General features: G+C 71.6%; 8 protein-coding genes. 2 read left to right on the top strand and 6 right to left on the bottom strand.

The genetic code is table 11. The features are described from left to right. The 3 genes from TsocGM_RS08485 to TsocGM_RS26455 all read right to left on the bottom strand — a co-directional run. On the bottom strand, nucleotides 1-2,392 hold a 2,392-nt coding region (locus tag TsocGM_RS08485), incomplete at its 3' end, for a DUF4175 family protein (RefSeq protein ID WP_158633438.1). Between the two features lie 132 nt (nucleotides 2,393-2,524). Further along, nucleotides 2,525-3,244 (bottom strand): arginyltransferase, encoded by a 720-nt coding sequence (locus TsocGM_RS08480; RefSeq protein ID WP_126724875.1) that lies wholly within the window; start codon nucleotides 3,242-3,244, stop codon nucleotides 2,525-2,527. Nucleotides 3,245-3,542: 298 nt separating this feature from the next. Next, nucleotides 3,543-3,884: a hypothetical protein gene (locus TsocGM_RS26455; RefSeq protein ID WP_199756728.1), complete on the bottom strand. Its 342-nt coding sequence runs from the start codon at nucleotides 3,882-3,884 to the stop codon at nucleotides 3,543-3,545. A 247-nt stretch (nucleotides 3,885-4,131) separates the two neighbouring features. Here TsocGM_RS26455 and TsocGM_RS08470 point away from each other — a divergent pair, with 247 nt between their 5' ends. Next, the gene (locus TsocGM_RS08470; protein WP_158633437.1) at nucleotides 4,132-5,079 is read left to right on the top strand and encodes a GGDEF domain-containing protein; all 948 of its coding nucleotides are present in this window, start codon (nucleotides 4,132-4,134) and stop codon (nucleotides 5,077-5,079) included. Between the two features lie 14 nt (nucleotides 5,080-5,093). Here the strand turns inward: TsocGM_RS08470 and mnmA are convergent, their stop codons facing one another. Genes mnmA through selB form a run of 3 tightly spaced genes read right to left on the bottom strand, consistent with a single transcriptional unit; the run spans nucleotide 5,094 to nucleotide 9,611 of the window. Next, complete coding sequence (gene mnmA / locus TsocGM_RS08465; protein WP_233578621.1) at nucleotides 5,094-6,215, bottom strand: tRNA 2-thiouridine(34) synthase MnmA; 1,122 nt, start codon at nucleotides 6,213-6,215, stop codon at nucleotides 5,094-5,096. A 56-nt stretch (nucleotides 6,216-6,271) separates the two neighbouring features. Beyond that, nucleotides 6,272-7,684 carry an L-seryl-tRNA(Sec) selenium transferase gene (selA, locus tag TsocGM_RS08460; RefSeq protein WP_126724873.1) on the bottom strand — a complete coding sequence of 471 codons (1,413 nt, stop codon included), beginning with the start codon at nucleotides 7,682-7,684 and terminating at the stop codon, nucleotides 6,272-6,274. After that, on the bottom strand, nucleotides 7,671-9,611 hold the full coding sequence (gene selB / locus TsocGM_RS08455) for a selenocysteine-specific translation elongation factor (protein ID WP_158633436.1): 1,941 nt from the start codon (nucleotides 9,609-9,611) through the stop codon (nucleotides 7,671-7,673). The genes selA and selB overlap by 14 nt, the downstream gene beginning before the upstream one ends. Nucleotides 9,612-10,136: 525 nt before the next feature. On the opposite strand from selB, the gene TsocGM_RS08450 reads away from it, so the two are divergent. Further along, nucleotides 10,137-11,813, top strand: a complete 1,677-nt coding sequence (locus TsocGM_RS08450) for a glycosyltransferase family 4 protein (RefSeq protein ID WP_126724871.1) — start codon at nucleotides 10,137-10,139, stop codon at nucleotides 11,811-11,813. Nucleotides 11,814-11,969 lie beyond the last annotated feature (156 nt).

Below are 11,969 nucleotides of genomic sequence, written 5' to 3'. Positions count from 1 at the left end.
ATCCGCCGCGCTGCTGATCGCCGCGCTGCTGATCGCCGCCTTGCGGCTGGTTGCCGCCTTGCGGTTGATCGCCAGGCTGCTGATCGCCGCCTTGCGGCTGATCGCCGCGCTGCTGATCGCCGCGCTGCTGGTTGCCGCGCTGCTGGTTCCCGCCTTGCGGCTGATCGCCGCGCTGCTGATCGCCGCGCGGTTGGTTCCCGCCTTGCGGTTGATCGCCAGGCTGCTGATCGCCGCCCTGCTGGTCGCCGCGCCGCGGCTGGTTCCCACCTCGAGGCTGATCGCCGGACGGTTGGTTGCCGCGTTGCGGTTGGTCGCCGGCTTGCTGGTTTTCGCGCTGGGGCTGATCGCCGGACGGCGGGTTGCCAGGCTGAGGAGGCTGGTTTTGTTGATTGGGGGGAGGGGCGTTTTGAGACGATTGACGATCCTGGTCGAGCTGGTCGAAGGCCTGGCGAAGCCGGTCGAGCCGTTCCTGGTCCTCGGGTGAGAGGGGGCGGTCGTTCGGGAGAGGCCGAGACTGGGACGCGCCGCTGTCGGAGCCAGCAGGGGAGCGATCCGCTTCGGGTTGTTCCTGAGGCTGGCCTTGTGAGCGTCCCTGGCCCGAGCCCTCACGCTCCTGGCCCTGACCTTGGCCCTGACCCTGGTCTTGCGAGCGGTCCCGGGGGGGTTGATCGGCGCCAGCCGGAGGCTGGTCCGGGGAAGGCTGGGGAGGGGCGTCCTGCCGGGGGACGCGGTCCGGGTCTGGCTGGTCGGGGGACTGGGGCTGGTCGCGAGGAGGCTGATCCTGCGGGGCATTCTCGTCGGGAGGGGGGGCCTCGGGTTCCTCGACCGGCTCGATGACCTCGATGATGCGAATGCCCGACTCGACCGATTGAGGGGACGGAGCGCGATTGTCCCGGACCTCGGCCCAGTAGGTCAGGCGGTCGCCGGGGCGGAGGCCGAGCGCCGCCAGGTCGAGCGGCTCGGTGTGCTCAAGGGTGCGAGATGGCTCTCGCCCCTCGGTCAGATCGCGCTCGGGGATCACGTCCTGCTTCGCCCGCTGGACGACGAGGCGCACCGAGTCGAGGCCGAAGTCGTCGGAGGCCGAGAGGGACAGGCCGATCCGAGCGTTGGCCGGCACCTCGGCCCGTTCCTGCGCCGGGGACGTGAAGCGGACCTCGGGGCGGCGGTCGGGAAGGGCCTCGATGTCGTAGATCACCGGCTCCGGGTTGAGCTGGCCCTCGGTCGTCTCGAACTTGATCGTGTACGACCCGTTCCGCTCCAGCTTGAAGCGGCCGGTCAGCTCCTGCGGGTCGCTCGGCGAGGCCACGAGGCGGGCCGTCCCCATCTCGTCCAGGTCGAGGTGGCCTCCCCGTGCCGGCAGGTTGGTCCGGGCTCGGATCGTGACGATCGTTCCTTCCAGGGCGCGAATGTTCCCCCCCTCGACGCCCGCTCGCCGGGGGACTCCGGTGTAGTCGGGGAAGTCCAGATCGTGAGCGACCGACACCACCCGGGGCGCCGGCATCACGGTCAGGCGGTAGTCCTTCGACCGGTAGTCGTTCGCCGTCAGGTAGTAGATCAGTTCCTGCTGGACGTTCTTCAGCGTAACGGACCACGGGTCGTAGCGCCGCTCGCCCTCGTCGAGCGGGGTGGAATCGAAGTAGTCGCCGCCGTCGGCGCTGTAGTGCAGGCGGATCTCGTCGGGGCGGAGCCCCCGAGAGTCCACCTCGGCCGAGAAGAGCACGTCGGACCCCGAAACCACGCGAGCGCGCTCGGCGTCGTCGCCGGGGAGGATGTTCATCAACCTCGTATTCGTCGGCCGGGCGACGTCGGCCAGCAGGGCCCGCCGGGCCGAATCGAGCACGTTCTTCGGGGTGAGGACGACGTACAGGCAGAACAGCACGACGACGGCCGCCAGCGCGTAGAACGCCCGGGTCAACTGCCGCTGGTCGACGGCCGCCTCCACCTGCACCGCGGCCAGGTCCTTCACCGCCCGCGACTCCAGGGCCCTCAGCACCGCCGGGGGGAGCTCCTCGCGCCGGCGGCGGAGGTCGATGTAATTCAGCAGGCTATTCTTGAAGCGCGGGTCGAACGCCTCGATCTTCCTCGCCGCGTAGAAGTTGTTGACCGAGGACAGTAGCGGCAGGAGCACGAAGCGATACATCGCGTACGCGCCGGTGGCGCCCGCCACCAGCAACACCGCCGCCCGGATCGCCCGGGGCAGCCCGACCCAGTGGTCGAGCACGATCTCCAGCAGCAGGATGCCCAGCACCACGGTCGCCATCACGACAACCGCTGTGAAAACCTCCGTGGCCCGAATCCGGGACCGGGTCTGGTGCAGCTGATGATCGACGAATTGCTCGTAGTCGAGCATCCTGCCGCCCTGCGACGGCCTCGGTTCGGTGCCCAGGGCCATGGCGCTCTCCCCTCGTGCTTCGGGCAACTCGTCGGCGTCCGATCCGATCCGATCCGATCCGGCTCGACCCCATTATATACGGGCCGGGCCGCCGGGACAGTTCGATCCCGACAGTTGTCCGACGCCAAGGCGTCATCCCCGGAACGGCAGCCACCTCCCGTCCTCGCCGAGGAGTTCGCTCGGCCCGAACCGCCCCTTGTAGCTCAGGGAGCGGCATCCGGCGACATAATAGCCCAGGTAGACGTGCTCCCGGCCTTCCTCCGCCGCCCGGGAGAGCAGGCTGAGGATGTTCCAGGTGCCGGGGGACCGCGACCGCTCGCCGGGGTCGTAGAAGAAATAAATCGCCGAGGTGGCCCCGGGAAGGTCATCGACGTAGCCGACCCCCACCAGCCGGCCGTCAACGCGGTAGCGCCATTCCTGCGTCGGGATCGGGTTGTCGAGGAAGGCCTCGCGGAACTCCTCGGGAGCGCCCGGCTCGTGCGCCGGCCAGCCGAGCCGGAGGCTCTGGTCGCGGTGGTAGCGATCGTACAGATCGAGCACCTCCCGATCCGGCAGGCCCGCCGCGAGGCCGACCGAGAGCTCGACCGCGCCGAGGTTCCGATCGCGCACCCGCCTCATGCTCCGATCGGGGAGGAACCGGCCGGGGTCGATCCGGATCGACCGACAGGCCGCGCAGCTCCGGCACCTGGGGCGGAACAGCGTCCTCCCGAAGCGCCGCCACCCGGCGCGAAGCCGGTCGAGGTACTCGGCCGGCTCCATCCTGAGGACGACCTGGTATTCCATCCGGGCCCGCTCGCCGGGCAGGTAGCTGCACGGCCGGGCGGGGGCGATGACGTGCGCGGTCGTCTTCATGTTCGAGAAGGGCGGGGAGGAACCGGTTCATTCCTCCGGACGTGGTGCGGCGGTCGCCCGTCCCCCCCGGTCCCTGCCCGAAGATGACTCGGGCCCGGTGCCGGGGGGAGCACGCCCCCCCGATCCCGGCCGACTGGAGCGGGGGACACTCGACAGTGACGCGAGCCGAAGGCAGCTGTCAAGACGCTGTCCGAACCCCGATCAACCGCCGCCAGGGCGGGAGGGCCCCGCATCATCGCGGAGGCCAGACGCGGCGCCCCCTGACGCCGGGGGCGGAGTCCCTGGGCCCGGAGGCTCCTCAGCCGAGCCGAGACCGGGTGTCGACGGCTCTCGCGGCCACGGCCTCGTCGACCGGCTCAGGCTTCTCGTATCCGAGGCTGCGGAGCACCTCGAGCACCTCGCTCCAGGTCGGGAACATTCGCCCGCTCCTGCGCTTGTACTCCTGCATGGCTCGGATGAATTCCATCTCGTCCGAGGAGTACTCCCGGTCGGTGGTGGTCGGGTCGACGTTCCGGCGCCGGCCACTGGCGTGGCTGGCACGAGAGGCCCGTCGGGCCTTCTCCGAAGCCCGGACGCGAGACCCGTCGTGCTGGTGATCGGGCGAGACGGTGAGGATCTCGCGAGACATCTCCTGGTACATGGCTCATTCCTCTCCGGTGCGGACCTAGGCGTGGGAGTCCGGGGCACGAGATGCGTCGAGGCCCCGGGAGGCCGGGCGTGGTCGCTCCGGATTGACGGGAGGACCAGTCGGGCTCCTCGCGCCGTCGACGTCCGGGGGACCCGGCGATATGCTCATGGGGGACCTTACGCCCCCGGGTCGATGTGGGCGACCGCTCCTCGGAGAATCCGCCCCCGATCGGCGGGGCGGCGGGGAAACCACCTCTGCCATGGACGACAACCGCCTCCACCACCCGCTCGCCGGGCCGATCGTCTCCCGGTTCCTGGTCGAGATGGGGGGAGGCGCGATCGCGCAGCTCGACCCCAACGGGGTCATCCTCCGGGCCAGCGAACGGCTGTCGGTCCGGATGCCGGAGGAGGGTGGTGGCGTCGAGCTGTCGCGTATGCTAGTCCCGCGCAGTGCGCGAGGCTGGCGGAAACTCCTCGATCGGCTGAAACCGGGGGGGCCGGCTCGCCGCCTCTTGCTCCGACTCCGCGGGGAAGGCCCTCCGATCGTGATGGCCGGCCTGGTGCACCGGGAGGCGGACGGTTCGGTCTGGTTGCTGGCGGTCCCGGCGCTTGATGCCGACTCGCTCGGCGCCGCCCGAGAATTGGCCCGAGAGCTCGCCGGCCTGAAACGCCACATGGCCCGCTCCGATCGCATGGCCAGGCTCATCCGGAAGGCCCGACGCGAGGCCCGGACCGATCCCCTGACCGGCCTAGCGAACCGTCGCCAGGGCGTCCGCTGGTTCCGGGAGGCAATCGCGCAGCACCGCCCCGAGGGGGCGCCGCTGGGATGCGTCGTCCTCGACATCGATTACTTCAAGGCGATCAACGACACCTTCGGCCACCCGGTCGGGGACCGGGTCCTCCGGGTCGCCGCCCGGATCGTAAGCGAACAGCTGCGGCCGCTCGACCGGCTCTTCCGGTATGGCGGCGAGGAATTCGTGGTGCTGCTCCCGGAGACGGGGCTCGACGAGGCGGTCGTTGTCGCCGACCGGATCCGAGCGGCGCTGGGGTCCCGTCAGATCCGACCCCTCGGCGGCCCCTTGAGCGCCAGCTTCGGCGTTGCTTGCCTCCGCCCCGGCGAGTCGGCGGCGTCGCTGTTCCACCGCGCCGACCGAGCACTTGTACGAGCCAAACGACTCGGCCGTGACCGCGTCGAGGCCGATCGGTGAGGTCCGCGTTGCCCTCAGGCAACATCAGGCTCGATCGGCCGCTCGATCCATCCCCCGCCCAGGACCAGGTCCCCCTGGTAGACCGTGACGATCTGCCCTGGAGTGACCGCTGGCTGGGGCTCCTCGAACCGGACGATCGCCCGGCCCCCCTCCCTCGGCTCGACCACCGCCGGCACCGCTCGGTGTCTGGCCCGGATCTGGGCCAGGCAGCGGATCGGTCCGCCCGGCGTTTCGACCTGCCAGTTGAACCGAGACGCCTCCAGCCCCGCCTTCTCCAGCGCCTCCCGGCGGCCAACGGTCACGGTCTGGGTGCTCGGCTCGATGCCGACCACGTAGCGAGGCTCGCCGAACGCGATCCCCAGCCCTCGACGCTGGCCGATCGTGAACGCCTCGATCCCCTCGTGCCGGCCGACCTCCCTGCCCTCCTCGTCCACGATCCGGCCCGGCTCGCTCGCCCCGGGGCGACGCTGACGGACGAAGCGGAGGTAGTCATCGTCCGGGATGAAGCAGATCTCCTGGCTGTCCTGCTTATCGTGCACCGGCAGGGCCAGCTCCCGAGCCAGGGCCCGGATCTCGGCCTTTGAATACCCCCCGACGGGCAGCAGGACGTGAGGCAGGAGCTCCCGACGCAGCCCGAACAGGACATACGACTGATCCTTCCCCGCGTCGACCGCCCGACCGATCCGGGGGTTCCCCTCGTCATCGGGCAGGATCCGGGCGTGGTGCCCGGTGGCGACGAAGTCGGCCCCGACCTGCTTGCCGTAAGCCCAGAGCTTGCCGAACTTCAGCCAGACGTTGCAGAGCACGCAGGGGTTCGGCGTCCGGCCGGCGAGGTACTCGTCGGCGAAGTCGTCCATGATGCGGCCGAAGTCGCTCTCGAAGTCCAGCGCGAAGAAGGGAATGTCCAGGCGGTCGGCGACCGCCTGGGCATCGATCGCGTCGGAGGCGCTACAGCAGGTCTTGGCCCGACGCTCGGGCTGGTCGACGTGCGCTCCGGTCCTCATGAAGAGGCCGATCACCTCGAACCCCTCCCGCTTCAGCAAGTGAGCGGCGACCGAGCTATCGACGCCGCCGCTCATCGCCAGGACCACCCGCCGAGCCATCGCGACCTCAGGGACGAAGAGAGAGGGGAGCATGCCAGGAGGAACCGTCGGGGTATCCTAGGCGGAGCGCTCCCCGCCGGGCAAGGCGATCAGCCGCGCACGACCTCCCCGATCGCGCCGGCGATCTCCCCGTCCTGATCCTCGGGCACGGCCCGAAGGTCGAACCAGAGCGCCCCGCCCTGCACCCGACAGACAACTCCCGGCGATCCCAGCCGGAGCGCCCGGCTCGCCTCCGAGGCCCCGGGCGACGGGCCGGGCAGGGGGGGGATCACCCGGACGCTGGCCGACGGGATCGCCTCGTCCGGGGCGCTCCCCCCGCCGACAAAGGCCACCGAGTCGGCCGCCGTCGCATCCAGCCGCAGCTCCTCCCGGAGCCTCCCCGCCAGCCGGTCGGCCCGCTCCCTCAACCGATCGACCGGCGTCGAGAGGAACGCCCAGAGGGGGATTCCCCGGGCGGCCCGGGACGGATCGAGGGCGATCCGGAGGGTCGCCTCCAGGGCGGCCAGCGTCATCTTGTCGACCCGGAGCGCTCGCATCATCGGGTCGGCCTCGATCCGGCAGATGACCTCCGACCGCCCGAGGAGCAGCCCGCACTGCGGCCCGCCGAGCAGCTTGTCTCCCGAGCAGAGCACGAGATCCGCCCCGGCCGCGATTCCCTCCGCGACCGTCGGCTCTCCCGAGACGCCTGGCGGCCTCCCCGGCCCGAGGGCCCCCGAGCCGATCTCGTCGATCGCCAGCACCCCCCGGGACCTCGCCAGCGCCGCCATCGGCCCGATCCCGACCGACTCGGCGAACCCCACGATCGTGTAGTTGCTCGAATGGACCCGGAGCAGGGCGGCCGTCTCCGGGCCGATGGCCCGTTCGTAGTCGGCCAACCGCGTCTTGTTCGTCGTGCCGACCTCCCGGAGCCGGGCCCCCGACGCCTCGAAGACCTCCGGCAGGCGGTAGCTGCCCCCGATCTCGACGAGCTGCCCCCGGGAGACGACCACCTCCCGGCCGATCGCCAGCGCCCGGAGCGCCAGCATCGTCGCCCCCGCGTTGTTGTTCACGACCGCCGCCGCCTCGGCCCCGGTGATCCTCCGCAGGAGTTCGGCCACCCCGGACGACCGCCGGCCCCGCTCCCCATGCTCCAGGTCGAACTCGAGGTTGCAGTACCCCGCCGCCACCCGCGAGACCGCCTCGGCCGCCTCCCTCGCCAGCGGGGCCCGGCCGAGGCCGGTATGCAGCAGCACTCCGGTTGCGTTGATCACCGGCCGGAGGGTCGGCCGGTCGGCGTCGAGGCGGCCGGCCGCCTTCCCGGCCAGCGAGTCCGGGTCGACCGGGAACGCCTCCCCCCGGGAGATGGCCTGCCTCGCCTCCTCCAGCACCGAGCGCACCGCCGAGAGCACCGTTTCCCGGCCGTGCGTCTCGATCGCAATCGCGAGTTCCGGAGCGTCGAGCAGCGCGTGGACGGGGGGCAGTCGTCGGAACGGCGACGCTGGGCGGTCTTCAGGATGGCTCATCGGCCTCCCCCATCGAGGGCGAGAGGCGGCGGAGGTCCCCCTCGCGCACCGTCAGGCCGATTCGGTCCAGGTACTCCCCGATCGGCACGGCGTATTTCCGGGTCGTCCCCAGCAGGTCGCGGAGATCGGCCATCGCCAGGGTCGAACCGTCGGCCAGGCGGGCGATGACCCGACGCCTCAGCTCCGAGTCGGCGTCGGCCTCCAGGTACAGGGCGTTCGGCTCGATCGCGACCAGGAGGCCCTCCTCGGCCAGCAGCTCCAGCAGCTCCGGCACGACCCCTCCCCGAGCCCCCGCCTTCTCGACCAGCTCCGACGCCAGCGGAGGAGCGAACCCGGTCCCCTTGTGGGCCTCGAGCAGCTCCGCTTTCACGCGGCGTTCCGCCTGGGTCAACTGCGGCTGATACCCGGCCAGGGCGACCGTTCGCTCCCCGGCCACGAGCCGACCGTCGCGAGCCAGCCGATCGACCAGCGCCGAGATCAGCGCGTCGCTCTTCAGGTCCTCCAGTTCCCCCAGCACGCTCGACCTCCGGACGCTCGAGAGCCTCGGGTTCCTCCCGTGCAACCGGCCGACCGCCCGGATTAGGCGGTCCTCCAGCTCGTCGACAGACGCCTTCGGGAGCCGGATCGACCGCCTCGGCCCGATCGGCAGCTCGACCAGCTCCCCCCGATCCCGGAGCGACGCGACGATCGTTCCGGCCTCCGCCGGCGAGAGGCCGGCGTCCCGCGCCAGGTCGAGATCGGTCCACGGTCGCAGGCGATACGACGCCATCGCCGAGGAGGCCCGAGCCACCGCGTCCGGCCCAGCCAGCCGGAGCAGCCGATCGCGGCCCGAAGCGTCGCGACGGCGCACCCGGGAGGCGACCGGCTGGATCACCCGGCCGCCGCCCAGCGTCCACGGCGGACTCTCCTCCCGGATCACGATCGGCTGGCCGTGCTCGCAAACGACCGGCTCCCCCAGGAACAGTTGCACCAGACCCTCCGTCCCCGGCGCCAGTTCCGGGCCGTCGAGCACCGCGACCGAGCCGGTCACCTCCGCCGTTCCCAGGTGGATCCGGTAGCGGGCCCGGTGGCGAATCGCCCGAGGAGCCCCCTCCGAAGCGCGGACCATCGCCGAGAGCACCGTCGACGGCCTCAAAAACCCCGGAGACGCCAGCTCCTGCCCGCGGCGGACCTCCGCATGATGGACCCCCGCCAGGTTGATCGCCGCCCGAGACCCCCGATCGACCCGATCCACCGGCCGGTCGTGCCGGTGCAGCCCCCGGACCCGGACCCGACGCCCCTCGGGAAGCCAATCCACCTCGTCTCCCACCGAGACGGCCCCGGAAACGACCGTCCCCGTGACCACCGTCCCGTGCCCGGCCACGGTGAAGCAGCGGTCGATCGCCATGCGAAAGGGCCGGTCCTGGACCCGGTCGGGCAGGGCGTTCGCGGCGGCCTCCAGCGCGGCCCGGAGTTCGGCGATCCCCTCCCCGGTGGCCGACGAGGTCCGGATGATCGGCGCCCCTTCCAGGAAGGAGCCGGCAACCAGCCCGATCACGTCCTCGGTGACCAGATCCAGCCAGTCCTCCGAGACCAGGTCGCACTTGGTCAGCGCGACGACTCCCGAGGCCAGGCCGAGCAATCGGAGGAGTTCCAGGTGCTCCCTCGTCTGGGGCATCACCGAGTCGTCGGCGGCGACGACGAGCATCACCAGGTCGAACCCCGAGGCGCCCGCCAGCATGTTGCGGATGAACCGCTCGTGGCCGGGCACGTCCACCAGGCCGAGCCGGACGCCCCCCAGCTCCATCGAGGCGAAGCCCAGGTCGATGGTGATGCCCCGCTGCTTTTCGGCCGGCAGGCGATCGGTGTCCACGCCGGTCAGGGCGCGGACCAGGGCCGTCTTGCCGTGGTCGATGTGCCCAGCGGTGCCGAGGATGAGGTCGCGCACGGGATCGTCCGGGCCCGGAGGTAGTCGACTCCTCACACGATACCGAAGGCGTCCTCGGGCCGGGAAGGGGAACGAACCCGCGCCGCCGGGCCCCGGCCGCTCCGGATCCCCCCTTGACCGTCCCCCCCATCGCCGGCATACTACGGCCGCCTTGTCCGTATCGATGGGCCAGGGATCTTCGGCCCGGATCGATCGGAAGGGGGGTCGAGCGCCGCTCCGGATCGCCCCGGTCGGCCTCAACACCCCGCCCACCCGTCGACGTATCAACCGAGACCGGCGCACCACCAGGGAGGAGCACGCCGACCATGAATCCAACCGCCCCGATCCCCCCGGCCGACTGACCGAGGGCCCCGGCGATTCCGCCGCGCCCAATTCCGCCGGACGGCCCCGACGCCGCCGGCCACCCGCCGTCGAACCGGATCGTTGGATTCGCAATCGAGCACGGACGCTCGCGAGCCGGATCGCCCCGCGTCGGGCGCCCCGGGCGCCGCGCGCCTCCGGGCCAGACGGAACTGGTGCCGGTCCATGACGCCCGACTCCTACCTGCTCGTCTTCGCGCTGTCGTTCCTCGGCTGCGTGCTGGCCACGCCGATCGTCACTCGGCTGGCCTTCCTGGCCGGGGCGATCGACCGCCCGGACCAGTTCCGACGCATCCACAAGGGGGCGACCCCCCGGCTCGGCGGCCTGGGGCTGGCCGTCGGCCTGGCAACCGGGCTGGTCCCGCTGGTCGCCTTCGGGCTGATGCCCGGCTGGCCGGGGCTGACCGACTGGTCGGAGTCGCTCCCCTGGGTCGGCCTGGCCGCCGGGGTCGTGCTGTTGCTGGGAGCCGTCGACGACACCCTCGGCGTCAGCCCCCGAGCCAAGCTGCTGGGGCAGGGGGCGGCGGTCTTGCTGCTCTACGCAGGAGGGATCCGGATCGAGTCGGTCGAGGTGCTCGGCGTCGAACTGGCGCTGAGCCTCCCGCTGACGGTCGGCCTCCCCGGGGCGGATAGCCCGCTGGTTCTCGATGTGCCCGGCATGGCGATCACGCTGCTCTGGTTCCTCGGGTGCATGAACGTCTGGAACCTGATCGACGGGATGGACGGCCTGGCCTCGGGGGTCGGCCTGCTGGTGGCCGGCACGATGATGCTCGTGGCCATCGCCCTGGCCAACTACGGCTCGGCCCTGATGGCCGCGGCGCTGGCCGGCGGGCTGGCCGGCTTCCTGCTCTACAACTGGCACCCGGCCTGCATCTTTCTGGGAGACAGCGGCAGTTTGCTCATCGGCATGCTCATCGGTGTCATTGGCATCCAGGGCTCGCTCAAGGGGACGATGGCCGTCTCGATCCTGCTGCCGATCCTGGCGATGGGTCTGCCCATCTCCGACACGGCCCTGGCCATCTTCCGGCGCTGGGTCCGCAACCTCCCGCTCACCGCCGCCGACCGCCGCCACGTCCACCACGTCCTGATCGGCCTGGGCCTGGACCCGAGGCAGGCGGCGGCGCTGCTGTATTGCTTCACCGCCTTTCTCTGCGGCGTGGTCCTGCTCGGCGTGGCGATGCGCAACGACGTGCTCGCACTGATTCTCGGCTGCTCCGGCTGCTCGGCCTTTGTGATCATCCTCTACAGCCGTCGCAACGAACTGGCCGAGCTTCGCGAGGACCTCGCCGCCCGGATGGTCCGAGGCCGCCAGGAACGGCGGGCCGCCAAGGCGACCTGGGAGGCCATCCAGCGGGTCGAGCTGGCCGAGGAGCCGGCCCGGGTCCTCCAGATCGTCGCCGAGACGGCCGAGGCCCTCGGCTGCACCGCCTCCCGGCTGGCCTTCCGAGGGCCCGGCCTGCCGGTCGATCGGCTCGACCGAGGCCGATGGCCCGAGGCGACCGAAACGGGTCCGGGGGCAGTTTCGTTGTCGGGGCCGACGGCCAGCTTCCGACTCTTCGGCGCCGGCGACATGCTGCTGACGGTCGATCTGCTTCTCTGCGATCGGTCGGAGTTCGCTTCCGACATCGCCTTCCGCTTCCTCCAGCGGCTATCGCTCGCCAGCAGCGAGCGCCTCGGCCGGCTCCTGGCCGACGGGGCGCCTCCGATCCGACTCGGCCCCGAGCCCCTCGTCGACGCCCCGGAGTCCCCCGAGTCCGGGCCGATCCGGCTCTCCCCGACCCCCGTTGGGATCGGGGGACGCTGGGCCCCCCACCCGGGAGGGGGAACCCCCGAGGACGACTGACCCGCCCCGGCGCCTCGTCGGCACCGGCCCCGGCGGGATGACGGAGGCCCCCCGAACCGAGATCACCGGCCCCCGGCGATCGGCCCCTCGACCCCGAACCCCACAACCCCTGCCCGACGGACCGACCCCGCCGCGACGCTCAAGGAAGGGTGCGAC

Source organism: Tautonia sociabilis (genome assembly GCF_003977685.1).
Classification (GTDB): Bacteria; Planctomycetota; Planctomycetia; order Isosphaerales; family Isosphaeraceae; genus Tautonia; species Tautonia sociabilis.
The sequence above is the reverse complement of the archived record's forward strand: the minus strand, read 5'-3'. Positions and strand labels throughout refer to the sequence as shown.

Excerpts from the sequence above, each read along its gene's own strand:
- TsocGM_RS08470 (WP_158633437.1), top strand. The coding sequence starts at position 4,132 with ATGGACGACAACCGCCTCCACCACCCGCTCGCCGGGCCGATCGTCTCC.
- TsocGM_RS08480 (WP_126724875.1), bottom strand. The coding sequence starts at position 3,244 with ATGAAGACGACCGCGCACGTCATCGCCCCCGCCCGGCCGTGCAGCTAC.
- TsocGM_RS08450 (WP_126724871.1), top strand. The coding sequence starts at position 10,137 with ATGACGCCCGACTCCTACCTGCTCGTCTTCGCGCTGTCGTTCCTCGGC.
- mnmA (WP_233578621.1), bottom strand. The coding sequence starts at position 6,215 with ATGCTCCCCTCTCTCTTCGTCCCTGAGGTCGCGATGGCTCGGCGGGTG.
- selA (WP_126724873.1), bottom strand. The coding sequence starts at position 7,684 with ATGAGCCATCCTGAAGACCGCCCAGCGTCGCCGTTCCGACGACTGCCC.
- TsocGM_RS26455 (WP_199756728.1), bottom strand. The coding sequence starts at position 3,884 with ATGTACCAGGAGATGTCTCGCGAGATCCTCACCGTCTCGCCCGATCAC.